Annotated in this window: 26 protein-coding genes and 6 pseudogenes; 21 read left to right on the top strand and 11 right to left on the bottom strand. The window is 70.1% G+C overall.

The window, feature by feature from the left end:
- Nucleotides 1–30 precede the first annotated feature (30 nt).
- Nucleotides 31–524, top strand: a pseudogene (locus AC6F7H_RS26730) (ATP-binding protein).
- A gap of 220 nt (nucleotides 525–744) precedes the next feature.
- A complete protein-coding gene (locus AC6F7H_RS26725) occupies nucleotides 745–1,269 on the top strand; it encodes a hypothetical protein (RefSeq protein ID WP_500759583.1) in 525 nt (174 codons plus the stop codon).
- Between the two features lie 189 nt (nucleotides 1,270–1,458).
- Here the strand turns inward: AC6F7H_RS26725 and AC6F7H_RS26720 are convergent.
- The 3 genes and pseudogenes from AC6F7H_RS26720 to AC6F7H_RS26710 all read right to left on the bottom strand — a co-directional run.
- Nucleotides 1,459–1,542: pseudogene (locus tag AC6F7H_RS26720) on the bottom strand (VOC family protein); the annotation flags it as partial.
- 90 nt (nucleotides 1,543–1,632) lie between these two features.
- A complete protein-coding gene (locus AC6F7H_RS26715) occupies nucleotides 1,633–3,159 on the bottom strand; it encodes a hypothetical protein (RefSeq protein ID WP_500759582.1) in 1,527 nt (508 codons plus the stop codon).
- 113 nt (nucleotides 3,160–3,272) lie between these two features.
- Nucleotides 3,273–3,386, bottom strand: a pseudogene (locus tag AC6F7H_RS26710) (IS5/IS1182 family transposase); the annotation flags it as partial.
- Nucleotides 3,387–3,550: 164 nt separating this feature from the next.
- Between AC6F7H_RS26710 and AC6F7H_RS26705 the strand changes: the two are divergent.
- Nucleotides 3,551–4,024, top strand: coding sequence for a nuclear transport factor 2 family protein (locus tag AC6F7H_RS26705; protein WP_500759581.1), 474 nt, complete (start codon nucleotides 3,551–3,553; stop codon nucleotides 4,022–4,024).
- 62 nt (nucleotides 4,025–4,086) lie between these two features.
- On the opposite strand, the gene AC6F7H_RS26700 is transcribed toward AC6F7H_RS26705, so the two are convergent.
- Nucleotides 4,087–4,581: a hypothetical protein gene (locus AC6F7H_RS26700; RefSeq protein WP_500759579.1), complete on the bottom strand. Its 495-nt coding sequence runs from the start codon at nucleotides 4,579–4,581 to the stop codon at nucleotides 4,087–4,089.
- A 306-nt stretch (nucleotides 4,582–4,887) separates the two neighbouring features.
- Here AC6F7H_RS26700 and AC6F7H_RS26695 point away from each other — a divergent pair, with 306 nt between their 5' ends.
- The 14 genes and pseudogenes from AC6F7H_RS26695 to AC6F7H_RS26630 all read left to right on the top strand — a co-directional run bounded on the left by AC6F7H_RS26695 (nucleotide 4,888) and on the right by AC6F7H_RS26630 (nucleotide 16,929).
- Nucleotides 4,888–5,310, top strand: coding sequence for a hypothetical protein (locus AC6F7H_RS26695; RefSeq protein ID WP_500759578.1), 423 nt, complete (start codon nucleotides 4,888–4,890; stop codon nucleotides 5,308–5,310).
- Nucleotides 5,311–5,481: 171 nt separating this feature from the next.
- Nucleotides 5,482–5,991 carry a DinB family protein gene (locus AC6F7H_RS26690; protein WP_093531971.1) on the top strand — a complete coding sequence of 170 codons (510 nt, stop codon included), beginning with the start codon at nucleotides 5,482–5,484 and terminating at the stop codon, nucleotides 5,989–5,991.
- 86 nt (nucleotides 5,992–6,077) lie between these two features.
- Entirely contained in the window at nucleotides 6,078–6,992 is a 915-nt protein-coding gene (locus AC6F7H_RS26685; RefSeq protein WP_500759576.1) for an IS982 family transposase, read from the top strand.
- Between the two features lie 408 nt (nucleotides 6,993–7,400).
- Nucleotides 7,401–7,502, top strand: a pseudogene (locus AC6F7H_RS26680) (ATP-grasp ribosomal peptide maturase); the annotation flags it as partial.
- Nucleotides 7,499–8,623 (top strand): ATP-grasp peptide maturase system methyltransferase, encoded by a 1,125-nt coding sequence (gene tgmC / locus AC6F7H_RS26675; RefSeq protein ID WP_500759574.1) that lies wholly within the window; start codon nucleotides 7,499–7,501, stop codon nucleotides 8,621–8,623. The pseudogene AC6F7H_RS26680 and the gene tgmC, both read left to right, overlap by 4 nt.
- A gap of 217 nt (nucleotides 8,624–8,840) precedes the next feature.
- Complete coding sequence (locus AC6F7H_RS26670; protein WP_500759573.1) at nucleotides 8,841–9,275, top strand: VOC family protein; 435 nt, start codon at nucleotides 8,841–8,843, stop codon at nucleotides 9,273–9,275.
- 26 nt (nucleotides 9,276–9,301) lie between these two features.
- Nucleotides 9,302–9,529, top strand: coding sequence for a hypothetical protein (locus AC6F7H_RS26665; RefSeq protein WP_500759572.1), 228 nt, complete (start codon nucleotides 9,302–9,304; stop codon nucleotides 9,527–9,529).
- Between the two features lie 437 nt (nucleotides 9,530–9,966).
- The gene (locus AC6F7H_RS26660) at nucleotides 9,967–10,422 is read left to right on the top strand and encodes a DUF2690 domain-containing protein (RefSeq protein ID WP_500759571.1); all 456 of its coding nucleotides are present in this window, start codon (nucleotides 9,967–9,969) and stop codon (nucleotides 10,420–10,422) included.
- Nucleotides 10,423–10,591: 169 nt separating this feature from the next.
- Entirely contained in the window at nucleotides 10,592–10,804 is a 213-nt protein-coding gene (locus AC6F7H_RS26655; protein WP_500759569.1) for a hypothetical protein, read from the top strand.
- Nucleotides 10,805–11,066: 262 nt separating this feature from the next.
- Nucleotides 11,067–12,617: an esterase gene (locus tag AC6F7H_RS26650; protein ID WP_500759567.1), complete on the top strand. Its 1,551-nt coding sequence runs from the start codon at nucleotides 11,067–11,069 to the stop codon at nucleotides 12,615–12,617.
- 401 nt (nucleotides 12,618–13,018) lie between these two features.
- Nucleotides 13,019–13,420 carry a hypothetical protein gene (locus tag AC6F7H_RS26645; RefSeq protein ID WP_500759566.1) on the top strand — a complete coding sequence of 134 codons (402 nt, stop codon included), beginning with the start codon at nucleotides 13,019–13,021 and terminating at the stop codon, nucleotides 13,418–13,420.
- Nucleotides 13,421–13,685: 265 nt separating this feature from the next.
- On the top strand, nucleotides 13,686–14,498 hold the full coding sequence (locus AC6F7H_RS26640; protein WP_500759565.1) for a class I SAM-dependent methyltransferase: 813 nt from the start codon (nucleotides 13,686–13,688) through the stop codon (nucleotides 14,496–14,498).
- Nucleotides 14,499–14,658: 160 nt separating this feature from the next.
- Entirely contained in the window at nucleotides 14,659–15,909 is a 1,251-nt protein-coding gene (locus AC6F7H_RS26635; RefSeq protein WP_500759564.1) for a metal-dependent hydrolase family protein, read from the top strand.
- 402 nt (nucleotides 15,910–16,311) lie between these two features.
- Entirely contained in the window at nucleotides 16,312–16,929 is a 618-nt protein-coding gene (locus tag AC6F7H_RS26630; RefSeq protein ID WP_500759563.1) for a DUF1707 SHOCT-like domain-containing protein, read from the top strand.
- Nucleotides 16,930–16,972: 43 nt separating this feature from the next.
- On the opposite strand, the gene AC6F7H_RS26625 is transcribed toward AC6F7H_RS26630, so the two are convergent.
- The 3 genes and pseudogenes from AC6F7H_RS26625 to AC6F7H_RS26615 all read right to left on the bottom strand — a co-directional run.
- A complete protein-coding gene (locus AC6F7H_RS26625; RefSeq protein ID WP_500762068.1) occupies nucleotides 16,973–17,374 on the bottom strand; it encodes a cytidine deaminase family protein in 402 nt (133 codons plus the stop codon).
- A 431-nt stretch (nucleotides 17,375–17,805) separates the two neighbouring features.
- Complete coding sequence (locus AC6F7H_RS26620; protein WP_500759562.1) at nucleotides 17,806–19,122, bottom strand: hypothetical protein; 1,317 nt, start codon at nucleotides 19,120–19,122, stop codon at nucleotides 17,806–17,808.
- 150 nt (nucleotides 19,123–19,272) lie between these two features.
- Nucleotides 19,273–19,377, bottom strand: a pseudogene (locus tag AC6F7H_RS26615) (Ohr subfamily peroxiredoxin); the annotation flags it as partial.
- Between the two features lie 426 nt (nucleotides 19,378–19,803).
- Here AC6F7H_RS26615 and AC6F7H_RS26610 point away from each other — a divergent pair.
- Nucleotides 19,804–20,181: a hypothetical protein gene (locus AC6F7H_RS26610; RefSeq protein WP_500759561.1), complete on the top strand. Its 378-nt coding sequence runs from the start codon at nucleotides 19,804–19,806 to the stop codon at nucleotides 20,179–20,181.
- A gap of 590 nt (nucleotides 20,182–20,771) precedes the next feature.
- On the opposite strand, the gene AC6F7H_RS26605 is transcribed toward AC6F7H_RS26610, so the two are convergent.
- A complete protein-coding gene (locus tag AC6F7H_RS26605; protein WP_500759559.1) occupies nucleotides 20,772–21,575 on the bottom strand; it encodes an SAM-dependent methyltransferase in 804 nt (267 codons plus the stop codon).
- A gap of 593 nt (nucleotides 21,576–22,168) precedes the next feature.
- On the opposite strand from AC6F7H_RS26605, the gene AC6F7H_RS26600 reads away from it, so the two are divergent.
- The 3 genes and pseudogenes from AC6F7H_RS26600 to AC6F7H_RS26590 all read left to right on the top strand — a co-directional run bounded on the left by AC6F7H_RS26600 (nucleotide 22,169) and on the right by AC6F7H_RS26590 (nucleotide 24,851).
- Nucleotides 22,169–22,795, top strand: coding sequence for an ATP-binding protein (locus AC6F7H_RS26600; RefSeq protein WP_500759558.1), 627 nt, complete (start codon nucleotides 22,169–22,171; stop codon nucleotides 22,793–22,795).
- A 149-nt stretch (nucleotides 22,796–22,944) separates the two neighbouring features.
- A pseudogene (locus AC6F7H_RS26595) lies at nucleotides 22,945–24,183 on the top strand (AAA family ATPase).
- On the top strand, nucleotides 24,180–24,851 hold the full coding sequence (locus AC6F7H_RS26590; RefSeq protein ID WP_500759556.1) for a hypothetical protein: 672 nt from the start codon (nucleotides 24,180–24,182) through the stop codon (nucleotides 24,849–24,851). Before AC6F7H_RS26595 ends, AC6F7H_RS26590 begins: the two are co-directional and overlap by 4 nt.
- 99 nt (nucleotides 24,852–24,950) lie before the next feature.
- Here the strand turns inward: AC6F7H_RS26590 and AC6F7H_RS26585 are convergent, their stop codons facing one another.
- From AC6F7H_RS26585 to AC6F7H_RS26575, 3 genes are all read right to left on the bottom strand, one after another.
- A complete protein-coding gene (locus AC6F7H_RS26585) occupies nucleotides 24,951–25,511 on the bottom strand; it encodes a hypothetical protein (protein ID WP_500759554.1) in 561 nt (186 codons plus the stop codon).
- A gap of 193 nt (nucleotides 25,512–25,704) precedes the next feature.
- Nucleotides 25,705–26,205 (bottom strand): hypothetical protein, encoded by a 501-nt coding sequence (locus tag AC6F7H_RS26580; RefSeq protein ID WP_500759553.1) that lies wholly within the window; start codon nucleotides 26,203–26,205, stop codon nucleotides 25,705–25,707.
- Nucleotides 26,206–26,267: 62 nt separating this feature from the next.
- Nucleotides 26,268–26,924: a contact-dependent growth inhibition system immunity protein gene (locus AC6F7H_RS26575; RefSeq protein ID WP_500759552.1), complete on the bottom strand. Its 657-nt coding sequence runs from the start codon at nucleotides 26,922–26,924 to the stop codon at nucleotides 26,268–26,270.
- Between the last annotated feature and the right edge of the window lie 5 nt (nucleotides 26,925–26,929).

Here is a 26,929-nt window from a genome sequence, read left to right as displayed (position 1 = left end):
CAACCACCCCCCGCGGTGCACCAGTTCACGATGTGCTTCAGTTCCACCCCGCGCGGCGCCCGCCTCGCCCGGCACCTGTGCGGGCACCGGCTGGACGCCTGGGGCGTGCCGTACGGCAGCGCCGCGCACGACATCGTCACGCTCGTCGCGGCCGAACTGTGCACCAACGCCGTACGGCACGGGCGCGTGGACGGCCGTGACTTCCACCTGCTGCTGGCGGCCGACGCCGCGACCGGAACCGTACGCATCGAGGTGAGCGACACCCGTGGTGAACGTCTACCGCGCTGCCGTCCCCACCTCCGACCGACGGCGAGGGCGGGCGCGGGCTGCTGCTCGTCGCGGCGACGGCCGACCGATGGGGCTGCCACCTGCGCCGTTCGGGTGGCCCCGGCAAGACGGTCTGGGCGGAATGTGCCGCACCTGGTGCTGGTCATGAGGGGGTGGTTCTCCTGCCGTGCCCTCTCAGGCCAACCCGACGCAGCGGGACATCTCACCAAAGGCTGGCAGAGAGGGCTCGGTGCTGATGGTCCCCGCTAAGGCTGTCCCGCACCTGTTGGTCACGGGTGAAATGAGCCTGCACTGCTCAGCTGACACCGGGCACTCGGCTCTTCGGCAGTACGCATCTCAGTTGAGGCGGAGGCCTGCACTCTGCCACCGGGTACTGCGCAGGCATCCCGCCCAGTGCCTGTCCTATTCTGACCGCTGCCGTCCATGCCAGGACGGGCTCGACGGAGGGGCGGCAGAGTGCCGGACGTGTACAAGATCATGCTGGACGCCGAGCTGAGCAAAGCGTTCGACGTGTGGTCCGGCTATCTGGACGCCCGGACCGGCGAAGACCCCCAGGCCCGTGCACGACTGCGTTCCACCTTGCGATCGGCCCGCGAGGCAGCTGCCGCGGGCGATCCCGAGTCCGCACGCGCCCTGGTGGCGGATATGTACGACGACGCGCGAGAAGCCGGCCTTCCCTGGGCTCCCGTGCTGCCTGGCCCCTGTGCGGCGGACCGGGAGGCGCGCGACTACGCCAAGGACGACCTGCGGGAGGTGCTGCCTCTGCACCTGCGTGACGAACTCGACAGCATCGCGATCTCCCTGAGCGTCACGGGCCGCCGCCTCCAGGCCGCCCCCGGCCTGGACACCGCCACCCACCGAGACATCCTCTACATCACGGCCCGCGCCGGCATGGCCCTCGACCTCGCCCACCCGACAGCGGCGCGACGGGAACTCGAACGCCTCAAAGGAATCGCGCGACGCTGTGGCGTGGAGCCCTGAGAACCGAGCGACAACGGCCGCGAGCTCTCCCGGGCTGCCCCGACCGAAGCCGCTCGGAGATCATTTATGGGAAGCCCCTGGGCGGCGGGGCCGGCATCGCAGGGCGCCGGCTGCGATCACATGGGTAAGAGCAACGGTTGAGGGCCGCATCCCGCGCTGGGGCGCGGCCCTCGGTGCATGTGGTGACGAGGTCCAGCCGCCGTACGGCACGGTGATGAGTTCCATGGCGTGGCCTGCCGGGTCCATGAAGTACACGCCGCGGCCACCGTCGTTGACGGTGGTGCGTCGCTCGTGGCAGCGGGCGAGGAGACTGCTTCGGCAACCACTGTTTCCTGGCGGACCGGCCACCCGCCGTGCCCGTCCTCAGTCGACCTCCCGCACGCGTGCAGCGGTCCGCTCGGCGAGCTCGCGGACGCCCTTGGCGGCGTTCTCCGAGAGTTCGCCGAGTACGGCGTCGGCGGCGGTAAGGAGGGCACGGGCCTCCTCGGGGCGGCCCGCGTCGGCCAGGGCGAGGGTGAGCCGGTAGTGCTCCTCGGCGATGAAGCGGCCGAGGTTGACCTGCTGCCAATAGCGCAGTGAGTCGTCGCCCGGGGTGGCCAGGGCGTCGCGCACGGCGGCCAGGCTGTCCGCCGCCTGCGGCAGCCGGCCCGCCTCCCGCTCCAGGCGGGCCAGGGTGTGCCGGGCCGAGGCCCGGTCCCATGCCGTCTCCTGAAGGGCGGCGTACAGGCGCTGGGCGCGCAGCGCCTGGGGAAGGTCGCCGAGTTCCTCGAAGTCCCGGGCGAGCCCGCTCAGTGGAGCCATGGCCAGGGTGCGGGGCGCATCGGGGCGGCGGAGTCTGCTCTGGTCCATGAAGATGCTGTCGAGTTCGCGGATCAGCGTCACCCGCGCGAGGTCCGTCATCCCCTGGTCCCGCGCCAGGTCGGTCCATGTGGAGACCGGCTCGTCCGACGGGTCCGTCCCGAACATCGACTCGTCGAGCTCCCGCGCCCACTGTCGCAACTCGTCCGCGCCGGCACCCGGTTCCGGCATACCGCCCAGGCCGCACGCCGTGTCGAAGTCCGTCTCCCGGACCTCGAGCAGCAGCGGCAGGTCTCCGGTGTCCCCGCGCAGCCCCACCAGCACGGCCGTTAGCCGCAGTTCGTCCGTCATCGAGGACCGTGTCTCGTGCCGCAGCAGATGCCGCAGCAGCTCCAGATCTCCCTCGGCGCGGTCGAACTGCGCGGCCCGCAGGGTGATCCGGCGCCGGACCGGGTCCTCGGCGACTTCACGCCATGCCGTGTGGTCGCCCTCCCGCAGGCGGGCGAGATCGGCGCGGCCCGCCGCGAGCACGGGCTCCCACAGCGGGGGACCGGCCGGGCCCAACCGGTCGTACGCGCAGCCCTCATCCGCGTTGAGCAGGACGAAGTCCGGCTCGGTGCGCAGCAGTGCCGCACGCAGTCTGCCCACCAGCTCGACCGGGGAGCGCTCAGGGAAGCCCAGCGCCGCACGGAGCTCGGCCCGCTCCTCGTCGATTCCGTAGTACTCACGGATCTCGTCCTCGGTCTGCGCGACGCACGCCATGATCTTCTCCTCGCCGTCGTCCGGCGACAGACGTGTGCAGCCGCGCCAGCCGGGCAGGCCGATCACGAGCTCCAGGGCCTCGTCGACACTGGAGCCGATGATCCCCGCAGCGCCCTCCGAGTCGGCGTAGAGCACCGAGCCGTCCGCGCACACGAAGTACGTGCCGCCGGTATCGTCCCCGGCTACCGTCTCCAGCGGTCCGCCCGAGGCGAGGCGGACCTCCTCGACATGGCCGTGGGCGGCGCGGTCAAGGTCGAAGTCGAAGGGGAAGGCGGCCAGTTCGGCCAGGCGGCGGTCCTGCCGCAGCAGCCGTAGCGCGTGATCGGTCATGTCACGGAAAGTAACACCGTCCACTGACCCGCGGACTCGCGGCCTCTGCAGGAGGCCACGCGGGCAAGGGTACGGTCATGATCGGCGGTTCGGGCGTTCGCCCCAGTGGTGGTACGTCGGCGGTGGCAGCCGAGTGGATGGTCCGGGTGGGACTCGGGCCGCTCGGAAGGCAGTGCCACGAAGCGGTCCCAGAGCGGTTCCGTGAGCCATGACGGCAGCGCGGGCACGAGCCTCCTTCGCGATCACGGAGTCACCGTCCTTCCCCCCAGCGGCGCCGACCGTCCTCCACTGAACCGGCATGTGGGGCGTGTTGTGGAAGTGCCGACCGCCGTCGCACAACGGTGTCCGATCGCCGCCGGCAAGATCCTGTCGCGGTGCACAGGCTGGTGGCATGACGATGCCCACCACCACAGAGTCAGCGACGGTTCTCACCGGCATGTACGCGGCTGAGGCGGAGTACCTGGCGGCGGGAGGCCCCGGCGAGGCCTCGTTCGATCTGCTCGCCCCCTTCTTCGCGCAGGAAGTCGAACTGCATCAGGCAGAGGCTCTGCCCTACGGAGGCACGTGGCGCGGGCACGACGGCATGGCGCGGTTCTTCCTCGTGAGGGGAGAGGTGTGGGAGTCGTTCGACATGGTGGAGCAGGAGTTCCTCGCCACCGGCGAGACCGCGGTCGTGCTCACCCAGGTCCGTGCCCGCGCTCGCGCGACCGGACGTGAACTCAGCTTCCCCATCCTGCAGACGATCACGGTCAAGGACGGGCGGATCACCGAGGTCCGCCCGTTCTACTGGGATACACGGGCCATCGCCGACGCCTGCGCCGCGCCGACACCGACACCGACACCGACACCGACACCGACAGACTGAGACCGAAGACGTCAGCGCGTTGGTGACCGTCTTGCGCGTCTGCGTGGGCAAGGACGTCGAGCTCATCTTCGGCTGGCCCTGTCTCCTTGGCCGTCTACAGGCTGGGGCGTTCGCGAGTGGTCCATGGTGGTGCCGTCAGGATTCCGCCCGAAGGCGGCCTCCAGAACGGCGGGGAGGTCTTCCTCGGGGACCGTGGTGCGCACGTCGGCCAGAACCCGGGGGAAGCCGTCATCGTCGATGACGCCCAGGTGCTCCTGACGGAGTCGGTGGATGATCTCGACGAGCTCCGGTCTCAGCCGCATCCAGGCACGAGAGGTACGGATCTCTTCATCGACCTGGTGCATGAACCAGCGCATGACCTCGTACGGGACGTCAGCGTGTTGTGCGTGCGGGTCGAAGCACACCGTCGGCTCCCGTGCCGGATCCTCGTCGGGGACGATTGCGGTCACGAGAGCCCGTTGTCCGGCCACGATATCCAGTTCCAGATACCAGGCGTCATCGGGCACCGAGTACATCACAGTGATCGCGTAGTCGCCGTCGGGGTGCCGAAAGACCATGGCCTCATGCTGCCACGCCGGCCTGAGAAGGTGCCTCTCCGAAGTACGCGGCCCGACGCCTCCACGCCCGGGCCCGGATGAGGATGACAGCGAACATGACCGGGCTTCGTACCCGGCTCGGCCCGGCCTCGTGTACAGACCCCTCCCGTACAGGGCCCGCCTGTCCAGCGGCGAGGGCGTCGAATCGCCCGTACCCCAGTCACTCCCCCGCTCCGGGTCTCCCCCGCCCCACGGCGGTCCCGTCGGCGGGCCGCCGCCGTGCCGTGACAGGATCCGGCCGTGACGTGCGACGTGTGTGGACACGAGATGCGGCAGGTACCGGCGGCCGAGCCGCGAGCGGCATGGGACCTGCCGGTGAAGGAGCGGTGGTTCTGTCCCTGGTGCTATGCGTGGACCGAGCTGGGACACGATCCCCGTGAGGTCTCACGACCCCAGTACCAGCCCGTGCACGAGCGTTGGGAGCGGGCGGACTCACCCGAGCTGCCCGAGGACGTGGCCCACGCCTACGACACGGCCTACGCCTCCACGGATTCCGGCGCGACCCTGTGCGGCCTGGTGCACGGCGGCCTCTCCGTCTCCCCGTACTTCTGGATGCCCGACCGGGACAACGCCTGCGCCGCCTGCAAGGAGACCGCCGTCGTCATCGACCGGCGTTGGCTGCCGGAAATGCGCGACGGGAACCGCGTCAGCCCTCCCCCTCCTCCTGGTTCCTCCTGGCCCCCCTTCTAGATGATCGATTCCAAGGGGTAGTTGCGGCTGCGGGGTCCAATGAGCCTTTCCGGTTCCTGTGTTCGGCGACCTCCGAGGGAACAATCAGGTCCGGTTGACGGCCCTCGTAGGGGACAGCCGACGGGAGTAGATACTGGCCCTCAACGCAGGCACGGATGAGGAGCACAACCAGTGACCAGCGACAACCGCATAGGACCGCCCAGTTTTGGCAGCGAACGCGACATGCTGCGGGCTTTCCTCGACTACCACCGCGCGACCCTCGCCATGAAGTGCGAAGGGCTCACCGACGAGGAGCTGCGACAGCAGTCGATGCCGCCGTCCACGCTTTCGCTGCTCGGTCTGGTGCGGCACATGGCGGAGGTGGAGCGTGCTTGGTTCCGTCGAGTGTTCGAGGACAACGACGCGCCCATGGTCTGGTCCGACAAGATCGACTTTCAGGCAGCGTACGACGCGAGTGCGTCGACCAGGGACGAGGCGTTCGTGGCCTGGGATGCCGAGGTGGAGAACTCGCGCCGTATCGAGCGGGAGGCTGAGTCCCTGGACCAGGCCGGGTATCAGCCACGATGGGGCGAGGAGGTGTCGCTGCGGATGGTGATGGTGCACGTGCTTCTGGAGTACGGCCGCCACAACGGGCACGCGGACTTTCTGCGTGAAGGTGTCGACGGGACCGTGGGCGCCTGAGTCCGCGGGAGCCATCGATCTCCACATGCTGATCCGTTCCAGAGAATCGCCCGCGGGGTTGGAAGGAGGGAGTCCAACGTCATTGTGTGAAGACAGAGTTGGACTCCCTCGCCACCGCACTCTATGTGAAGACCGACGACCTGCTGAAGGACTCACCGCACCTGGCGCCCTGGCGTCCGGCGGTCGGGATCGCCCCGCAACTGACCGATGCCGAGCTGGTCACGCTCGCGATGATGCAGGCCATGCTGGGCTTCACCTCCGAGGCCAAGTGGCTCCGCCACGCCCGCGCCCACCTGCGGCATCTCTTCCCCTACCTGCCCAAGCAGCCCGGCTACATCAAGCGCCTACGCAAGGCCACCGAGCTGCTGCGGCGGGTGACCCGGGTGCTGGCAACCGACACCTCTGTATGGAGTGATGACGTGTGGATCGTGGACTCCACGCCGGTGGAGTGCGGACGCTCCCGCGAGACCGTCAAGCGCTCCGACCTGGCCGGATGGGCCGAGTACGGGTACTGCGCCAGCCACAGCCGCTTCTTCTGGGGCCTGCGCCTGCACCTGGTGTGCACCCTGCAGGGCCTGCCCATCGCCTTCGCCCTGACCGGGGCCAAGGCCGACGAACGCGAGACCCTGCTGGACCTGCTCGCCGCCGAACCGGAACTGGTCGCCGCCCGGGCCGGGCAGACGCTGATCGGCGACAAGCACTACTTCGGCCGCGCCTTCGAGCACCAGTTGGCCGAGCAGGACATCCGGCTGCTGCGGCCGGCCCGCAAGAGCGAGCCGGAACGGCCCGGAGCGCCCCTGTTCAAGCCGTTGCGGCAGGTCATCGAGTCGGTCAACGAGAGCTTCAAGGGCCAGCTCGACCTCGAACAGCACCGCGGGCGCACACCCCGCGGTGTCATCGCCCGCGTCATGCAGCGCATCCTCGCGCTGACCGCCGCGATCTGGCACAACGACCACACCAGCCAGCCCGTCCTACGCTCACTGACCGCCTACGACCACTGACCCCTTGGAATCGATCATCTAGGAGTCGTCGTCACATGGCAGGGCCACATCGGCAAAAAGGCGAGGGTGACGGTCGCCTGGTGGGACTCGGTCGTCCTGAAGCAACGGGTGGCGAGCACCCCTCATCACCATGTGCGTCGCGAACGGTCGGCCCGGCCCGGACGGACCGGGCCGACCGCCGTCAGCGGTTACCTGACGTGGAAACCGTAGACGTGGTGGGTGTCGGCGCCGGTGAAGGGGGCCAGCGTGTGGGGCGGGAGGACTGCAACGTCCCATCCCCAGTTCGTCCTTCAGAAATCGAAGAGAACCAGCAGAACCAATGACCCAACATCACCACCACGTCACGAACATGCACGCCATGTTCTAACGCAGGTCACAGCCCTCTAGGGAACCTCGGCGGTCGGAAAACTGGAGTGCAACCCGTCCGGGCAGTGGGCGTGGCTGGAACCGGAGACCGGGCTGCCGATGGTGGCGGCGATGGCGGATCTCCTGGAGAGGAGGACGGCGTGAACGACGAGGAGTTGAGGGCACGGCTCGTCGAGCGGCTGACCGCCGACGGCCACCTGCGGACCGGGCCCTGGCGGGAGGCCGTGTCCGCGGTGCCGCGCCACTCGTTCCTGCGCGGCGGCTTCTTCCAAGAGGTCGACGGCTCGTCGCCCACCGCCTGGAGCCCGGTCATGCCGGACGATCCGCGGTGGCCGGCGGCCTGTTACGACGATGCCTCCCTGGTGACGCAGGTCGCCGGGACCGTCGTGCCCGGGGACGTCCGCGGGGAGATCATGCGTGCCCCCACCTCGTCCAGCACCATGCCCGGCCTGGTCGTACGCATGCTGGAGGACCTTCGGGTCGACGCCGGCCACCGTGTCCTGGAGATCGGCACGGGCACCGGATACTCCACCGCCCTGATGTGTCACCGGCTCGGCGACGACGCGGTGACCTCCGTCGAGGTCGACGAGGACGTGTCCACCCGCGCCCGCGCCGCGCTGGGGCACTGCGGGTTCGCCCCGGACCTGGTCGTCGGCGACGGCCTCGCCGGACACGGGGCCGGGGCCCCCTACGACCGGGTGATCGCCACCTGCGGGCTCCTCACCGTCCCCCGCGAGCTGATCGAGCAGACCCGCCCCGGCGGGATCGTGCTCGTCACCCTCTGCGGCTGGCTGTACTCCTCCGAACTGGCCCGGCTCACGGTCCACGAGGACGGCACGGCGTCCGGCCGCTTCCTCGGCGGACAGGTCTCCTTCATGCTCGCCAGGCCGCACCTGCCGCCGCCGCTGGGGCTGCTCCCCGACCTCGACGAGGGCGACGAACGGCAGGCCGTCCTCGGTACCGACGTGATCGACGACTGGACCACCCGGTTCGTCGCCCAACTCGCCGCGCCCCGCGCCCAACACGTCACCCTCACCCGCGACGGTCGCACGGAGCACCTGTTCCTCGACGCCGACACCGGCGCCTGGGCGATGCTGCGGGAGCACGACGGCCGGTGGACGGTCCGGCAGGGCGGGCCGTCCCGCGTCTGGGACGCCGTCGAGGCACACATCACCCGCTGGCGCGGCGCCGGGGCTCCGCCGCTGGAACAGTTCGAGATCACCCTCACCTCCGAACAGCCGACGATCACCTGGCCGGACCGCTGATCTGTCTCCCCCGCATGCGCTCCGACGAGACCCCGGAAACCGATCGCCCCATCACGCAGGTCCTGGTGTCCTGAGTCGGGAACTCGCTTCAGATATCCAGACTCAGGACACTGGATGATCGATTCCAGGGGATCGATGCGTGCACAAGGCGAGGGAAGTGGGCAGCCGGAGTGCTGCAGACCATGTGCCGTAGGAGGCCGGAAGGTAGCTTGAGGCCATGGAACAGCGCATCAGTCTGGTCACCCTGGGAGTTACAGATCTGGCCCGTGCCCGAAGTTTCTACGAAGCATTGGGCTGGCGGGGCCAGGAGGTTGAGGAGACCGTCTTCTTTCAGGCGGGCGGTCTCGGTCTGGTGCTGTGGGGGCGTGACAAGCTCGCCCGCGACAGCGGATTCGAGGAGGGGCCCTCGACCGGTTTCGGAGGGATCACTCTCGCACACAATGTGCGGTCCCGGAGCGAAGTCGATGCGCTCCTGTCCGAGGCCGAGCGGGCCGGCGGCAGGGTCACCAAGACAGCAGTCGAGTCCCTCCACGGCTTCTACTCGGGGGCCTTCACCGACCCGGACGGTCATCCGTGGGAGGTCGCTCACAACCCGGGCTTTCCGCTCGCCGAGGACGGCTCTCTCACCCTGCCCGACTTCGGCGCCCTCTGAGTGGGCGGTCGTGCGGTAGCCGTGTCGTGGTCATCGAACTTGTCACGCCGGACGGCCGCACCGCGGTCATCGACCACGCCCTCGCCTGCGGCCCCCACGACAGCCGCCGCGTCCCGTACCGGGGCGTCCTCACCCACACCACCGCCCCCGAGACCGCCACCGCGATCCTCACCGCCCCCGCCGACACCCTGCACCCGCGAGGGAATGAGGAACAGCCACCGCCGGAAAAGCGACCGCCTTCTTCGTGTCGATGAAGCGGCACCGCGCGGCGGTGTCCACCTCTGGATCAGCGGGCTGACCAGAGGAAGGCGAGCAGGGCAGGAGTGTCCACAGGGGGAGAGCATCGGTTCGGGCAGCGTCCACGTCACTGCGGATGCCTTCCCTCACGGGTGTGCGACGGGCCGACTTTCCACGCTCGAGGGTGAACCGTCGGGGAAGCCGCCCCGACCAGCCGTACGGCTCCGGCATGAAGATCACGACCAGTTGGGATGCGTAGGCCCGCCGTCAACCCGACGCCCCGGCCGCCACCGTCGGCCGGGTCAACCCCACGCCACGATCCGGGGCGCGGTCCACTCTTTGTGGTGATCACCGCCTCGCCCTGGTCTACACGGCATACGCGCTGGCTATCACCTACTGCGTGAACTTGAACGCAACGCGCTGTGCCCCACCACAGCGCACGAGAGGAGTCTCCTTGGCTACTCACCGGCTTCCGCGTCTCCTGGCAGGCACCCTCGCTGTCCTAGCGCTGGGCGTGACCGCTCCCGCCGAGGCTTCCGCACAAGCCGCGGCGGCGCCCGCCTGCAAGGGGGCGTCCTGCAACGGCAAGAACCCCAACGCGACAGGCTGCGACAAGGACGCCGTCACCCCCGCAGGCGCGGTAGCCCGGTCGGCCGGCGGCGGGCCGCCACCCGTTCAGATGCGGTACTCGAAGAAGTGCAACGCCGTGTGGGCGCGCTTCGAATACGCCGCAAACTCCAGCTTCAGGGGCAAGCTGGAAATCAGAAATCGCAACCCGTACGTGTTCCACGCGTCTCCGAACTACCCGGCCTACACCACGATGGTGAACGCCGACCTCGCCACCCGCCCCTGTGTGGAGCACTACGACGGCGTCGGGGGTAGTTGGGCGTGCACGAAGAAGTGGTACTAGCCGACCGACGGCGTGACGCGGCCACGCAGGCCGACCGTGGCCCCGACAACCCTCCCTTCTAGACGAGCGGCCCCTGATAAGGAGGTCGTCGTCGCAACGCAGAGGCTCCGGCGACGGGTGCCGACACCTCGCACCACATCCTGTCGTACTGGGAAGGCACAATCGGCGCATGTCTGAGACCTTCGTCGACCTGGGATCCGTCAATGCGCCGTCCGGTGCGCTGGTGCTCGGCATGGCCGGGTGGATCGACCACTGGCGGGAACTGGGCCAGCCCCTGTCCGAGCGTGCCAAGGCGGCGGCGTCGTCGGGAGGGGGCCATGTTCGTGGTTCTCCCGGCACCTTCTCGAGGAGCCCCAGGGAGTCGCGTGGCATCAGGGCCTGAGCACGCAGGATGCCGTACTGCTCCCCGCACTCGCGCACCGACCTCCGCTCGCTGAGGAGCTGGCTGCCGTTGCATACCTCAACGCTCGAAACGATCTTTTCCGTCGAAGAGGTGATCTTCTTCAGTAAAACTGACATGCCTCTGGTACAACCCTTCCTCCTCATGCAGCGTCAAACAAGGCACTGGGTACAGGAACCGGACCTACCCGGACACCCCTCACACCCCTGAGCCAGCCGGTCATACCTGCGCCAAGGAGCCGCTCATGCGCAAGCACCGCTCGGCCGCCGTCGCGGCGGCATCGTTTCTCCTCGTGACGGGCGCGGTCGTCGCGACCGCTCCGAGCGCCTACGCCGGAACACCCGGCGGAACACACGCCAACGACCGCAACACCGACTTCAACGGCGACGGATACGACGACGTGCTCGTCGGCGCCCCCGGGGCGACGGTCGGCGGGCGCAAGGGCGCCGGCATGGTGACCGTGCAGTACGGCGGACCCAAGGGCATCGGCACGACCAGGGGCAAGGCCTTCAGCCAGAACTCCACGGGCGTCCCCGGCGCCGCCGAGACCGGTGACAACTTCGGCAAGTCGCTGGCCACCGGCGACCTCGACGGCGACGGCTACGACGACGCGATCATCGGTATCCCCGGCGAGGACATCGGCGCCGTCGCCGACGCGGGCGCCGCGGTCGTCCTGTGGGGCACGCCGAAAGGCCTCACCGGATCGACCGGCAACTGGCTGCAGTCCGACGACCTCACCACGGGCGGCAGGTTCGGCGCCTCACTCGCCGCGGCCCGTTTCGACGACACCACTCCCGGCGACTCCCTCGCCGTCCTGGACTCGGTCGGGCTGACGGTCTACACCTTCGAGCCCTCCCCCCAGCCCACCGCCAAGAGCGCGGACGCGCAGGCGCGGCGGCCGGTGCAGAAGTCGCGCACCACGCTCACCTCTCCTCCGCGTAAGACGCTCAGCAAGGCCTCCGCCGCCAACGCGCCGGGCATCCGGCCCAAGTCGATGACCACGGGCGACTACGACAACAACGGCTTCGCCGACCTGGTCGTCTCCGGCACCAGCGTGGGCGCCGAGCCGGGCCACGGCTGGTCGTACATCCTGCCCGGCACCGCGTCGAACGACGAGCCGCTGCCGATCACCGCGGTACGCGGCGGCCCGGTCGTCGCGTCCGGCGACATCAACCGCGACGGATACGACGACCTGGTCACCGGCGAGCCGCACAGCCCGGACGACGGCGGCGAGAACATGACCGGCGGCGTGGTCGGCGTCTACTACGGCAGTGCGGACGGGGCGGCCGGCCGGGAGGGGCCGGGCACCCCTCCCGTGTGGTGGACTCAGAACTCGGCGGGCGTGCCGGGTACGAACGAGCGGGGCGACGGCTTCGGCACCGACCTCTCCGTCGGCGACAGCAACCGCGACGGATACGCGGACGTGGCGATCGGTGTCGCGGGCGAGGACATCGGCGCCGTCGCCGACGCGGGCGCCGTCACGGTCCTGCGCGGCTCGGCCAAGGGCATGACGTCCACCGGCGCACTGTCCGTGAACCAGGGCACCGCGAAGGTCCCGGGCACCGTCGAGAAGGGCGACAAGTTCGGCGGCCAGGTCTCCTTCACCGACCCGAACAACGACGGCTGCTTCGGCCTGCTCGCCTCGGCACCCGGTGAGAACACGAACGACGGCTACGTCTGGGTGTTCTCCGCGGGCCGCTCGGGCCTGACCACCTCCGGCTCCTGGAACTACGGTCCGCGCGCGTTCGGCGGCCTGCCGACGGACGCGCTGTACGGGGCGGCGATCGACGACTAGGGAGTGTGCCGGGACAGTGCCGGCTCGGTGCGTTATCGGCGGGCGATGATACTGCCGGCGTCCGCCGGCGGAAACCGGGTGCCGGTGATCGCCCGGCTGCTCACGGCATCCCGTTTCCCGCCGGCGGGCCGGACGAACCGTCGCCCAGCCTCGCTTTGCCCGAAACCCGGTGGCGTCGCCTGCCGTTTTGGAGTGGGGCCTGGGGCCCGCCCGCGAAGCCGCAAGCCGGGTACGGCGTCGCGTCCCTCGGGTCAAGGCTGCGTATGCCTGCCCGGGCCGGAGCCGGTGATACGCGCCCGATCGCCCATCGCGAACTGACAGGGGCGGCCGTGGAGGCCCTGGCACTTGACCTGGCCGACCGGGCGGCCCGACTGTCGGGCCGCGCCGTTACAGTCGCCTGCATGACGAAGCCGTTGATCCGGGCCACCGAGGCCGGCGGGAAGTCCATCGACGACCCGTCGGAGGTGGCCGTCCACGACCTGCTCGCCGACATGAACCTGTCGCACCCGTTCGTGATCGTCGAGCGGACCGACAGGGAACCGGTGGACCAGCACTTCATGCAGGTCCTCCTGAACGATGACTTCAGCTACCAGGTCGAGTACCGCGAGGGCGGTGACCACCTGCACTTCGAGGCGCACGTGCCGTGGCAGGGGGACATCGTCGGACCCGAGCCGGTGGCCAAGGCCATCGGGGACTGGATGCGCGGCGGCGACAGCTGGCGCACGGCACTGCCCTGGACTCCGCTCTTTCCGGCAGGCAAGGACCGGCCGCAGAGTGGGGGCCCGGGGCCCGACGGCCGCTGAGTGGCATTGTCATCCCTGAAGGAGCGGGGGGACAGCGCCTGCGGTACGGCTACCGGTGGCTCAACGCGGTCGACGACCCCGACCTCGCTCTCCTCGACCGGCCGGACCTCGACGCCGTCGAGCGGCAGCTCCCCGGCGCCCACGACCGCCACCCCGACGGCTCCGTCGCCCGCCCCCTCACCGACTGGTGGCAGCACCTGACCGGCGCCCCGGCTCGTCGACCGATCACCCGACCCTGACCGCGCCGCTGCGAGAGACTGGACCCGTGGCCTCCTCCACCCCCTCGTACCCGCCCGGAGAGCTGTTCGCGTCCACCGTGCCGTACTACGCCGCCTTCCGGCCCCGTTACGCGCCCGAGTTCTACACCCTGCTCGCCGAGCGCTTCGGCCTGGACGGCACCCGGCGCGTCCTCGATCTCGGCGCCGGCCCCGGCATCATCGCCCTCGAACTCGCCCCGCTCGTCGGCGAGGTCATCGCCGTCGACCCCCAGAAGGGCATGCTCGAAGAGGGCCGCCGCCTGGCCGCCGAGCACGGCATCCCCAACATCACCTGGTGCGAGGGCGACTCCACCACCCTGCCGACGATGGACATCGGGCCCGTGCTGCTCACCGTCATGGGCGCGGCGTACCACTGGATGGACCGCGACCGGGTCGCCCGGGACCTCGACCGGATCATCGAACCGGGCGGAGCGATCGTCCTCGCCTCCCGCGGCGCCCCCGGCGACCTCGAGCCCGCCCCCTGGCGGCAGGTCGTCGACGAGGTCCGCACCCGCTACCTCGGCCCCGAGCGCCGCGCCGGCTCCGGCACCTGCTCCCACCCCGAGGAACCCCACCAGGACGTCCTCGCCCGCTCCCCGTTCTCCCAGGTCGACACCGCGCGCTGGGACCACCCCCTGACCCGCACCGTGGACGAGGTCCTCGGCTGGGTCTTCAGCCTCTCCTACTCCAGCCCCGCCCGGCTCGGCGAGAAGAAGGACGCCTTCGAGCAGGACCTGCGCGCGGCGCTGCTCGCCTTCGCCCCGTCCGGCCGGTTCGACGAGGTGATCCACACCGAGGCGGTCATCGCCACCAGGCCCTGAAGGTCGCGGGCGGTTCGGGGGCGTTGAGGCCGAAGTGGATGTCGAGCATGCGGACGGCCGGTATCACCGCAGAATCGCGTTTCCTGCACAGGTACAAGCAAAGTGTGACAATCGGAAGGTGATCGGGGGTACGCATCGGCGCGCATGCCACGGAGGGGCCATGACCGCGACCGCCTCGCGCGAGACCGTCGTACTGGTAGCCGAGCGGAGCTGGGACGGGCTGGCCGAGACACCGTCCGGCCACACCGAGATCGCGGTCCGCGGCGGGCGCATCACCGAGGTCGGCGACCATGTGGAGCGAGGCGCGGGGCAGGTGGTCGACCTCGGTGAGCGCATGCTGCTCCCCGGCTTCATCGACTGCCACATCCACACCACGATGGACCCTTCCGCCCTGCTCACCGCGTTCGCCGCCGACCCGGCCACGGTCATCGCCCTACGAGCCCTGCCGGTGCTGCGCGATCTGCTTGACCGCGGGTTCACCACGGTGCGTGACCTGGCCACCTTCGCCGACCAACCGATCACGCTCCACCTGCGCGATGCCCTCGCCCAGGGCCTGATCACCGGGCCGCGCATGCTCGTGGCCCCGCACCTGATCTCGGCCCGCGGCGCACACGGGGACCTCTCCACGCTGCTCGCCCCCGAGTACGGCCGCGAGATCGGCGTACTCGCCGACGGGCCCGCCGCCATCACCCGAGCCGTGCGCGAGGAGATCCGCGCCGGCGCGGACTGGATCAAGTTCGGTGCCACCGGCGGGTTCGGCACCCCCACCGACGATCCCGGGCAGGCCACCTACTCCCAGGCCGAGATGGACTCGCTGGTGGCCACCGCCGCCGACCTGGACGTGCCGTGCACCCCGCACGCCTACGGCGACGAGGGCGTCGCCCGCGCCGTACGGGCCGGGGTGCGGTCCGTCGAGCACGGCAACCTCGCCTCGGCCGAGACGCTGTCCCTCATGCAACGGCAAGGGGTGTTCCTCGTCCCCACCCAGTTCATGGTCGTCGACGCGCTCGACCACCTCGACGACGATGACTACTGGCAGGGCAAGGACCCCGCCGAGCGGGAGAAGTTCCACCGCTACGCCGGCCAACTCCGTGACAGCGCCCGCAACGTCGCCGCCAGCGACGTGCGCATCGCCTTCGGCACCGACGCCGGCATGTTCCCCCACCACCGGAACGGGAACGAGTTCCCCGCCATGGTGGAGAGTGGCATCACCCCGCTACGGGCGCTGCGCGCCGCCACCAGCACCGCCGCCGACCTGCTGCAACGGCCCGACCTGGGCCGCATCCGGTCCGGCGCCACCGCAGACCTGATCGCCCTGCCCGGCAACCCCTTCGATGACATCAACGCCACCACCGGCGTCGACTTCGTCATGCACGACGGCACTCTCCACCGCGGGACCGTCCCGGCATGAGGCGCCAGAACCTGGGGCGGGGAGTGTCTGACTCGTCGAATCGACCGCAGGCGCCCGGTCTGCGGCCGTGGCGTCCAGGGTGCCGGTCGGCACGGGCTCATGTGGTGTCCTGCCGCCCTGCGGGCCGGCTCATGATCAGCGTGCCGCCGCCGTACGCCACGGACGCGTCCCCGGCCGGGACTTCCACGTCCGGCTGACCACCGAGGCGGACTGCGAGCGGCTGTGCCCGGAGGTCACCGACCGCCGCTCCGGGCCCGGCAAGGCCGTGTGGGCGTCCGTGAGCGTGCCCCGTCCTTCGGCGACATGACTCCGCCGAGCGCGCGGCCCGCAGCGGCCTGGAACCCAACTCACCCACAGGTGCCGGCCATGCCCTCAGTCCGCCGGCTGCTTATCCTTGTGGCCATGACTGCTCAGCCTCCGAAGCCCTCTCCGCGCCCTGCTCCGCCGGGAGGGCTCCGCGCCTCTCACGACGACCGGGAAGCAGTGGTGGAGCATCTGCGCGATGCGGCAGCCGAGGGGCGAATCGACCTCGATGAGCTGGATTCGCGCCTGGAGCAGGCGCTGAAGTCCAAGACTTACGCCGAGTTGGCCGCCCTGACCGCCGACTTGCCGAGGATGAATTCCGCTGAGGACCTGCCGCCGCTGGTGCTCAAGGGCGGCATGCACGGCGCGTCTCGAGGTCCCGGGCGCTGGGAGGTTCCCGGGCGCGTGATCGCTCACGGAGGCTTGGGGGGTGTGAAGGTCGACTTCACCCGGGTCGAGTGCCGCCTCACGGAGGTCGCGGTGGAGGCGTACGGGGAGACAGCCGGTGTCACGATCGTCATCCCCGAGGGCTGGGCCGCAGACACCAGCGGCATGGATCCCGGCATCGGCGGCCTGAGGGACAAGACCACTCCCGACCGGCTTCCGGGAACTCCGCTGATCCGGCTCACCGGGTCCGGCGGCATGGCGGGAGTGGTCATCCGCCACCCCAACCTCTGGGAACGGCGCAAGTTGCACAGCAATCCGACGCAGGGTTAGGTGCCGCATCAAGCAACGTTCGCCCTGTTGTCGGCCGGCGGTGTCAGCTCGTGCTGATTGGCGCGGTTTTCTCGGCGTCGAGCTGGTGGTCGGCCCAGACGTAGCTTTCGGGCAACAGGTCGGTGATCAGGACGGTCCGGACGCGGTCGCCCTCGCCGACGATGACCCTCAGGGCGGGGAAGCAGTCGAGAAGGACCTGGCGGCACCGGCCGCACGGGGGAACAGCCCCTCGGTCGCGGTCGCCCACGGCGACGACGGTGTCCAGCTCGTGGGCGCCCTGGGCGGCTGCCGCGCCGATGAGGACCAACTCGGCGCAGGGTCCTCCGGTGAAGTGATAGGCGTTCACCGCGGTGACGATCCGGCCGTCCCGGGCGCGGGCCGCGGCTGCCATGGTGTGGTTGTCGCCCCGGCAGCGTGTGCGAGCGACGTGGGCTGCGGCCCGGATGAGTTCGTGGTCGACGGGGTGGGTCTGCGTGGTCGTCTTCTCTGCCTTCGTCGGGTGTCAGGCGACGTTGGCCCGCGTGACGATGGCGTGCAAGCGAATATCGGCGCTGTGCTTGCTCCGCCAGATGATGTAGCGGCGGATCATGCTGCCCTGCTCCCCATCAGTCGAGTCGTGGGAGTCAAGTCCGTGAGCCCAGGCCTTGGCTGCCGCGAGGTCTGAGGCAGTACCGACGGGGACACGGGAGAAGCCGTCCCACTCCTCCGAGGTCCCGGGTCCCTCGGGTCGAAGGTGGACAGCACCGGACTGCGAGAGGCAGGTTGCCACTGAAGCCATGGGTCGGCACGGTCACCTGCCCCCTCACCGCGATGTGCGGCCGGGGACCAGTGGGGCCCGGCGCCGGCGCGCCGGGCCCGATGGCAGGGTCGCCGTGGTCAGCTGACGAAGTCCACGATGACGCTGGCAGTTCCCGCAACGTGGTCGGTATCTCCTGCGTAGCTGACGGTGTATTGGTACCAGCCCGGCAGGGGCGGGCTGTCGCGGAACGTGAAAGTGCCGCCGGCTGCCACGGGGACGTCGGCGATCGGCACGCCGTCACGTGTGACCGTGACCCGGGCGTTGGCCGGATGTGGCACCAGGGAACTCAGCGTTCCGTGGACGGTCAGACTCTTCCCGAACTGGCCTGTCGCCGGTGCCTGCAATGTGATGTCGCTGGATGCCTTGTGGAGATCGGTGACGACGTCGAGGGTCACTTCGCTCAAGTACGGGAGGCGGGCGGCGAACAGACGGTTGCCGTCCGGGGCCCAGGCCACGCCGCGTGCCAGCAGGTCCTTGTAGGGCCAGGAAAGCGCGATCTTGCGTATCGCGGTGGTCGAGCCGGGCTGGTAGAGGTAGATGTCCCAGTCCCCTCCGGCCACGATCCCCGCGGCGACCATGCCATTGGGGGCTATGGCAACCGAGTTGGGGTAGGGACCGGTCTCGTATCTGCCGATCTCGGTCAGGTCCGAGATCCGCCACTGCGAGTGGAAGTAGTCGGATCCATAGGCGGTGACGATGGTCTGCCCGTCCGGGTTCATGGCCAGGTCAGAGACGCCGCCGATGGCGTCACTGTGGGCGGTCTCCTGGGCGGTTCCGGAACTCACGTCGTACACCCGCATCCCGGGCACGGTTTCGCCCCCCACGGCGACGAGCCGGTCAGGGAAGACCGGTGAAACGGCGAGGTGCGGCTTGCCGTACCACACGGCATCGTCGCCCAAGTCGACCACCGGATCGGCATCGGCAACGCTGATCGAACCGATGCCGGCGTCGAAGAGGTTCGCCTGATAGGAGAACCAGAGCTTCCCGCCCGCAACGGCGAGGTTCTCCGGTTCCGTGCCCGCCCCGGTGGCGAACCGGCGCGTCTCAGTCAGTGTGGTGGTGTCGACGGCGGCGATTGCGTCGGCTTCCGACAAGGCCACGTACAGCGTGGACTCGTCCCGGGACAGGGTCATGCCGTGGGCCCCGTCGAGCCCTTCGATCGTCTTGAGCACCCGCCCGTCGTGGTCGGTGGCCACCACGACATCGTCGTCGGGTGCACTGATGTACACGTGGTGGTTGTCAGCAAGGGTCTGCCAGTGCGACCTCACCGGCAGGACGATGCCGTCCGCGGCCCGCGCCGGGCCTGGACCGGCGAGCAAGGTCAGTGATGCGGTGATCGCGGCAAGCACCGTCCCCGCCGCGAATCTTCGTATGCGCACGTGCGTGAGCTCCATTCAGTAGCCGGTCGACCGCGCGATGCGATCAAAGATCCAACTCTAAGGGCAGGCAATGACATTGGAGCTGGACCGCTGCACGGCCCAACCTCTCCGTGTCCCTGGCAATCGCCCTGCTGCCGGCACTCGCGTCGACCGGTTGCCCGACTGCTCGACGACCAGCTCGACCGGGTTGTCGCCACAGGTCGCGTTCGAGTAGGGACAAACCTGGTGGGCCTGCTCCAGCAGGTTGCGGCTGGTCTCCTGATCCACACCGGGTGCCTCCGACCCGCGTCACCCAGGAAGCGGAACTGCGCCGGATCGGCGTGGCCTCGCAGTGGTCCGTCCGTCGGAAGAGCAGCCCGTTCACGGCCGGAGACGTTCCCCTGCGGATCGGAGCAGACGTGACCCCGCCCGCGAACCGGCGAGGCGGCGTACCCGGACGCTTCCGCACCCTCGGTACAGGACGCGAGCCGGATACCCGAGCGGGCCTGACGCCTCACCAACTCGGCATGGTCCCGGGCGCTTTGGCCGGTGACGGGAGTGGTTCACTTGCTGCCGGTTCCCGTGCCGGGATCGCCTGCCCGTATACCGAAGGAAGCCGTTTCGATGACTGCGCCCGCTCCCCTGCCGCCCCCTCCCTCCACCCCGCCGGTTCCTGTCACCGGTCGTCGTCCTCCCTCCCGGTGGCTCGTGCCGTGCGTGGCGGCCGTCACCGCCGCCTGTGCGGGCACAGGCATCGGCTGGCTCCTGTGGGCCGGGCCGGACAGCGCGGCCTCCGGGACCGGCGTCAACAACGCGGCGGCCGATGCGGCGGGCGCCTGCCAGGCGTGGAAACGTGTTCCGTCGTTCGACACGATGCACAGCGACGACAGCGACGACAGGGTGGCCCACTTCGACCGCGCCCTCGGTGCTGCCGCCCTGGCCCAGACCGCGGCCCGACTGGACGACCGCTACAAAGCTCTGGGCGAGGCCTTCAAGGACATCAACGTGCGCCTGCAGACCTACAAGGTGGAGGGCGCCGAAGCGGAGGCGGCCCACGAGAAGGTGACCACCCTCTGCGCCGAGCTGGACAGCTGACAGCCGAACATCGCGCGCCCGCCCCTCCGGTGGCGAACCGGCGCGCTTCCGGCCGGGTGTTCCTCGGTCCGCGTCGCGAGGTTGCCGAGTCCCTCGCGGAGTCCCCCTGCGCGGGACAGTCGGTGTGCCGGTCCGTGCAGGGGGCGCGGAGCCGCTTGGCCGACAGGACCACGTACGCGTACGAGACCGTGCGAACCGTTCGCGGCACGGCACCGACGGCTCGGTGACCCCGAAGGCGCAGCAGGACGTCCGGGCTGCCCCTGCGCAGCGTCGGTGGCACGGCTCCCGCCGGTCCGCCGGGCTTGAGCACCGTCCTGCTGTATGTGCCCGAATGGCATGGGTGCCTCCCGCTCCTGGTGGTCGAACGCCACAGGACCCTAACCCGCGCCTCCGACAGCCGACGGTCCCGCCCATACTCCCGCCCTGCGCGAGGCACGCCTGCGGCACGCCGCGCGGCCGCTGCGGAGCACCGCGCCGCCGGTCGCCCGGGGGACCGAGGCGTCCGGCAGCGCCGGCCCCTTCCGCTTCAGCCGTGTCTTCCGCCGACGCTGACGGGGTGCCTGCGCGGGACTACCGAGCGGCAGAGCGGGTCACTTCTTGACCGCGACACCGCACACGGAGACGTCGGCCGTGTCCTCCTCGGCCCGGTCGGCGTCCGGGCGCCAGGCGGCCGTGGACACGACCCCCGGCTCCACCAGATCCAGACCGGCGAAGAAGGAGGCGATCTCCTGCGGCGAGCGCAGGTGGTAGGTGTTGGCCGACTGCCCGTTGTAGACCCCGATCGCGGTGTTGAGCGCCTCGTTGGTGTTCGTGCCGTCGCTCAGGGCCAGGTAGCTGCCCGGGGGCAGGGCCGACATCAGCGTGCTCACCAGGTCGGCGGGGCGCTCGGCGTCGGAGATCTGTCCCATGATACCCAGCATGGTCAGGGCGACCGGGCGGCTGAGGTCCAGGGTCTTCGCTGCTTCGGCGAGGATGCGTTCCGGGTCCCTCACGTCGGCGTCGACGTAGGCGCAGGCGCCTTCGGTGCTGCTGGTGAGCAGCGCCTGCGCGTGCACCAGGACGAGGGGGTCGTTGTCGACGTACACGATGCGGCTCTCCGGCGCGATGCGCTGGGCCAGTTGGTGTGTGTTGTCGGCGGTGGGCAGTCCGGTGCCGATGTCGAGGAACTGGCGGACACCGGCCTCGCCCGCGAGGAAGCGCACGGCGCGCGCGAGGAACCTCCGCTGCAGCCGCGCGACGGCGGCGAACTCCGGAAAGGTCTTCAGGATGACCTCACCGGCCTCGCTGTCGACGGGGTAGTTGTCCTTGCCTCCCAGCAGGTAGTTCCAGACACGGGCGGAGTGCGGGCGATCGGTCTGCAGCCTGGCCCTGACTTCTTCACGCGGATGAGTCATGGGGAAAGCTTCACACAGAGCTGTGCATCCGTAGGCCAACTATCGTGATACCGCCTTGCCTTCGCTCGGGTTGAGGAACGCCGCCAGGGCCGCGACGGCCCGGACACCGGCACCTGCCGACTCGTGAAGGAAACGAACGAGTTCGCAGCGTTCAAGCAGCACATCGCCGGTTCGCGCCCCCCGCGGAGGCCTGCCCCTTTGACTTCACGTCGATCGAGCCACGTGCGAGGGTGGCGGCCATGCCGCATCTTGGTCACCACCTCCGTTCCCTCAGGTTCACGTTCGGGCTCGCCCCGACGTGCTTCACGGCATGCCGGGAGACAGGTGACCCGGCTCTGGAGCACGCCTTGGCGGGTGAGGCGACGCTCTGCGGCATCCCTCGGCGTCGGGTGACGGTCTACCGGCACCTGTTCGTCGCGAAGAGGTCCGGAAGGTGCTCGGACTGCCGGGTGCGGGCAGTCGACGCCATGTCCAGGCCCTGAGTCGGAGGGCGCGCTCGTGCAGGCACAGCAGCCCGCCGTCCCGTGTACAGCGCACTCCCGTACAAGCGTCGCTCCTGGTGGCGCGCCCATCCCGGCCGCCACGCTGACCGCATGCACAGCCCTTCCTCCCAGCGGCACCGGCCCTCCGGCCCCGCGGCCTCCACCGAATTCGCCATGGCCTTCACCTCGACCCCGCGAGGCGCCCGCCTCGCCCGGCTGTTCGTCGCGCACTGCCTGGACTCCTGGGGCCACCCCTACGACAGCGACGTCAACGAGACGCTGACCCTGATCACCGCCGAGCTGTGTGCCAACGCCGTCCGGCACGGACGCGTCCCCGGCCGGGACTTCCACGTCCGGCTGACCACCGGGGCGGACGGCGGGCCGGCGTTCCGCGTGGAGGTCTCCGACACCCGCGTGGAACGCCGGCCCGCCGTCACCGCGCCCACGGACCCCGACGCGGAGTCCGAGTCCGGCCGCGGCCTCCTCCTCGTCGCCGCCCTGGCCGACGACTGGGGCGTCACCGACCGCCGCTGCGGGCCCGGCAAGACGGTGTGGGCGTTGGTCAGCACCGCGTCGAGCAGCCGGCCCGACGCCCATCGGCAGACCCCCACCGGATCGCCTTGCCGACCTGCCGCCGAGCCCGTGACCACCGGCTCCACACGGCCGGAGGCAACTCACCGAACCAGCGACGCACCGAATGCCGCGAGCCACAGGCGTGATGTCAGTGACCCGGCCTAACCTGCTCGACGTGCCCGGCCACCTCGCTCCGGACCGCACTCCCGCCGCCATCCGGGCCGCGTACGAACAGGATGGGAACACAGCAGCGTGGGCGACGCATCCGGCCCACTCCCCCGCACCGCGATCACCGACCCGATAGGTTTCGTCCCATGCCTGGCCGCCTCCTCGAACTGCACGTCGAGAACTTCCGCAGTCTGCGCGACGTGACCGTGCCGCTCGGTCCGCTCACGGTGTTGGTGGGCCCGAACGGGGCGGGCAAGTCCAATGTGCTGGATGTGTTCGACTTTCTCGCCGACATCATCCGCACCGATCTCCAGCCGGCGCTCGACACGCTCGGCGGGTTCGACGAGGTGGCCTTCTGGGGCGGGACCAAGCCTCCGACCACCATGCGTATCCACCTCAAGGCGACCTGGACGACCAACTCCACCCTCAACGCGCCGGACGAGTACAGCCTCACCATCCGACGCCGCTCCCTGCGGTCGAAACAAACCGGCGAACGATCGCCTTACTACGCACTGTCCCGCGAGGAGAGCTTCGCGTTCAAGCGCAGGCAGGGGCGCGGCCGGCGCATCACCATCTCGGGGAACGAGGCGCGCATCCTCGACGTGCGGGCGGGTCAGAGCGAGGACAGCGGCAGCTTCGGCATCAGGAGGCTGAGCAGCGGCCTGTCCACGCTTCCCCGCCTCGGTCCCTCCGACGGCGGCGACGAGGTGACCCGGGTTGCCGACCGGTTGTCGTCGTTCCGGGTCTTCGACGTCGACGTGGCGGCGGCCCGGCAGCCGACCCGCCTGCGCGGTACGGATTTCGCCGCCCTCTCGCCGCACGCCGAGAACCTGGCCGGGTTCCTCATCCACCTCAGCGGCCGCGAGGAGATCTAGGACGATTTAGTGGCCGACGCCCGTACGGTCCTGCCGCAGTTGGAGAACATCGAGTTCGAGGAGGTCGGCGGGGCGACCGACCAACTGACCGCCGTCCTGCGCGAGCGCGGCCTGCGCCGCCTGACCCCGATCGCCTACGCCTCCTACGGAACGGTCCGCCTCCTGGGGCTGCTCGCCCTGCTGTACGACCCCAACCCCCCGGCGTTCACCTGCATCGAGGAGATCGACCACGGCCTGCATCCGCAGGCCCTGGAACTCGTCGTGCAGCGGCTGCGCGAGGCCGCCGAGCGGACGCAGTTCATCGTGGCCACCCACTCGCCCGCGCTCGTCGACCGGCTGCGTCCGGAGGAGTTCGTCGTCTGCGACCGCGACGAGGACGGCGCGTCGATCATCCCGGCCCTCACCGTCGACGAGGTGAAGGACATCGTCGAGGCGTCCGGTGAACAGCCGCTCGGGGAGCTGTGGTTCTCCGGAGTACTGGGCGGCGACCTCACCGGAGGTGAGCTGTGACCCCGAAGGGATGGCAGGGCGGCGGACGTGGATCCCGGGCACAGGAACGGGGCGTCATCGTGCTGGCCGGTGAGGACCGGAACGACTGCGAGATCCTGGCCGCGCTCATACGCGCCCACCGGCCCGACCTCGGCGCGGCGACCAAGCTGGTCCGCATCAACGACCCGGTGCGGCTACGCAGGAAGTCCGGCCCGAAGCTCGCCGATGCTGTGGAGTCGCTGGTCGGCAAGGCGCGGGCCGAAGCCCGCCTGGAGCGGGCCGAGTTGCTCGGGTTCGTCGTCCACGAGGACCTCGACGGCTACACCGACACCCACTACGACCGCATCCGCAAGACGCTGACCGCCGAGTTCGCGCGCCAGTCCCCGGGGTCCCGGACGGCGCTCGCGCTCGCCGCATGGGAGAGCGAGGGCTGGCTGCTGCTCTTCCCGGACGCCTTCCCGCACGTCCGTCCACGCTGGAAGGTCCCCGCCCAGCTGCTCGACAGGGACACCGGCCGCCTCAAGGACGCCAAGGAGGAGCTGAAGCGGGGGCTCGGCTCACCGGTCTTCCGGGAGAGCGACGGCCCCACGGTCGCCCGCGAGGCGCTCAAGCACCGGCTGATCCCCTCCCCGCGTGGCACCAACCGCTCCTACGCGGGCTTCGTCGGGGACCTCACGGACTGGAGCTGACCGCCGGGCCTCGCGCCACCGGAGCGTGTAACACCGAAGGGCGCGAACGAAACCCGGCTGCCTGCGGGCAGCCGCCGGGCATGAGAATCGGCAGCCGGGTCACAGGTCGCTGAAGTTCCAGAACATTCCGACCTCCGTGTCCGAGACGATGATCAGGCCGCAGTCCTCCGTGTAGACGCTGAGCGGGCTGTACGCCCAGCTCGACGACGTGAAGTCGAGCGTGCCACGCACATGACCGGGCATGTTGATGTTGGTGTGGTAGCCGGCCCCGTCCCCGTAACGCGCGAGGATCGTGCGCGCCATCTCCCGCAGTTCCTCCCCGCTCTCCGCGAAGCGCCTCAGGTTGGACAGGGTGCACCTGTCGTCCGTGAGGGCCAGGAGCAGATTCTCGGCGCTGTCCCGGTCGATCTCCTGAAGACGCGGCGCGATGTACTCCGGGGGATGGACGACGAAGGGATACGTGGGTGAAGCCTCACGCTCCGGGGCCTGAGCCGCGTCGTCGAGACCGGTCCAACCCCGTGGGTCCGGGATCCGCGCCATCAGCGCGAGGACGTCGAGGACCCAGTCCTCATGGCGGCGCGGGCCCGTGGCGTCGTACGGGTACGCGTCCTCGTACAGGTGACGCACCGCGGCTTCCCAGGAGTCCTGGTCGATAGACATGTAGTGCTTGCCTTTCTCGGCGAGTTCAGACGGTGCTGCTGTTGAAACGGACGGGCGTCGGCGACCTCACGCGTCCGGAAGACGTGCTTCACCACCGGCCTCGGCGCATCCTCGACCGGCGCGGGCAACCGCTCGAGAAGCCTGCGGTCGTGCCTGCTCACCACGGCCGAACACCTCGTCACCGCCGGACGCGTCAGTCGTCCTGCACTTGGATCAGCACGACGAAGCGGTCACCATCACTGCCGGCGACGAAAGTGTCCATGGTGGCGCCGGTGACACCGCTCACGCTGCCCTCGTCCCGGTTGGACCACCAGCACGCCCCGGGCCCGAGTGCGGCCACCACGTGCCGGGCGACGGCATCGGCCTCGTCTCGGTCCATGTACGCGTGCGTCGGCCACAGCAGACTCACCGAGGCGAGCTCCCCCATCAGCGCGGCGGCGTCCGAGGCGTCCCACGGCACGAGCGACGCCTCGACCTGGTCGACGGGCGCCGGGCCCGAGCCGTACCGGTGCCAGTACTCCTCGTGCAGCCGGCGCACGAGGGCGTGAACCTCGGCAGCGACAGCGGAGACGAGAGGCCGTGGCCCGTCCGGAGCGGGGCCGGCCCCGGAAAGCCGTCCGGCACTCACGTAGACACTCAGCTCACGCGCCAGCCGTCCCATGAGCTCTGCCGTCTCGTCCCTGCCATGCGTCACTGGTCGTCTCCCGGACCTTCGCGGCCGGACCGGTCCCCCTGCACCGGCGGCCCATCCTCGGCTCACGGCACCACGAGCCGGGCGGCGACGGAGGCGAGCCAGCCGCTGGGGCTGTACGGGGCCGGAGGGTCCACCTCCATTCCCAGCTCGGCGGCGGCCAGGGCGTAGTCCGGCTCGTCCAGGTCGAGGGCGAGGAGTTCGTGGAGTTCACCGATGAGCCGGGCTACGAGCTGCGGATCGGTGTGCGCGAGGAAGTCAGCGACGGCCGCGTCGTGGTCGTCGAACTCGTCCGGCATGTCCTGGGAGAACCAGCCGCCCAGGAACTGGCCGAGCTCCGGGAAGCGCGCGTGCCACTCCCAGTGGGTCGCGGGCACGGCCGGGGACGGGGCCGCACCCTCGGTGACGCTGTGCTTGATGTGGTCGGCGAGACAGCGGAGCCACTGCTGGATGTCACTCTCGGGCAGTCCCACGTCAGGGACCGCGTAGAACTCCCCCAGACTCAGGCGCAGTCGTCCGGGCGGCTGTTCGGCGTACTCGCGCAACTGCCGTTCGGCGACGGCCAGCGCCCACGGGCGGGTGTGCCAGGTGTGCCGCAGGTAAGCGGTCAGCGCCAGGCTCGCTCGCTCCGGTGTGTCGTCGGCCTGCTGCCCGATATAGGCGCAAATCACCTGGTCCAGCTCGCCGTAGCGGCGGTCATGCTCGAGAGGGGTCAGGGGCACGGGTA

The sequence above is a fragment of the Streptomyces sp. MMS24-W38 genome (assembly GCF_059889265.1).
This window is presented reverse-complemented; position numbering and strand designations above follow the sequence as displayed.

Bases quoted from the DNA above. Each gene is read 5' to 3' on its own strand.
- AC6F7H_RS26670 (WP_500759573.1), top strand. From the start codon at position 8,841: ATGGAACAGCGCATCAGTCTGGTCACCCTGGGAGTTACAGATCTGGCC.
- AC6F7H_RS26630 (WP_500759563.1), top strand. From the start codon at position 16,312: ATGACTGCTCAGCCTCCGAAGCCCTCTCCGCGCCCTGCTCCGCCGGGA.
- AC6F7H_RS26605 (WP_500759559.1), bottom strand. From the start codon at position 21,575: ATGACTCATCCGCGTGAAGAAGTCAGGGCCAGGCTGCAGACCGATCGC.
- AC6F7H_RS26635 (WP_500759564.1), top strand. From the start codon at position 14,659: ATGACCGCGACCGCCTCGCGCGAGACCGTCGTACTGGTAGCCGAGCGG.
- AC6F7H_RS26655 (WP_500759569.1), top strand. From the start codon at position 10,592: ATGTCTGAGACCTTCGTCGACCTGGGATCCGTCAATGCGCCGTCCGGT.
- AC6F7H_RS26645 (WP_500759566.1), top strand. From the start codon at position 13,019: ATGACGAAGCCGTTGATCCGGGCCACCGAGGCCGGCGGGAAGTCCATC.
- AC6F7H_RS26695 (WP_500759578.1), top strand. From the start codon at position 4,888: ATGCGGCAGGTACCGGCGGCCGAGCCGCGAGCGGCATGGGACCTGCCG.
- AC6F7H_RS26715 (WP_500759582.1), bottom strand. From the start codon at position 3,159: ATGACCGATCACGCGCTACGGCTGCTGCGGCAGGACCGCCGCCTGGCC.
- AC6F7H_RS26600 (WP_500759558.1), top strand. From the start codon at position 22,169: ATGCACAGCCCTTCCTCCCAGCGGCACCGGCCCTCCGGCCCCGCGGCC.
- AC6F7H_RS26700 (WP_500759579.1), bottom strand. From the start codon at position 4,581: ATGGTCTTTCGGCACCCCGACGGCGACTACGCGATCACTGTGATGTAC.
- AC6F7H_RS26705 (WP_500759581.1), top strand. From the start codon at position 3,551: ATGACGATGCCCACCACCACAGAGTCAGCGACGGTTCTCACCGGCATG.
- AC6F7H_RS26620 (WP_500759562.1), bottom strand. From the start codon at position 19,122: ATGGAGCTCACGCACGTGCGCATACGAAGATTCGCGGCGGGGACGGTG.
- AC6F7H_RS26585 (WP_500759554.1), bottom strand. From the start codon at position 25,511: ATGTCTATCGACCAGGACTCCTGGGAAGCCGCGGTGCGTCACCTGTAC.
- AC6F7H_RS26650 (WP_500759567.1), top strand. From the start codon at position 11,067: ATGCGCAAGCACCGCTCGGCCGCCGTCGCGGCGGCATCGTTTCTCCTC.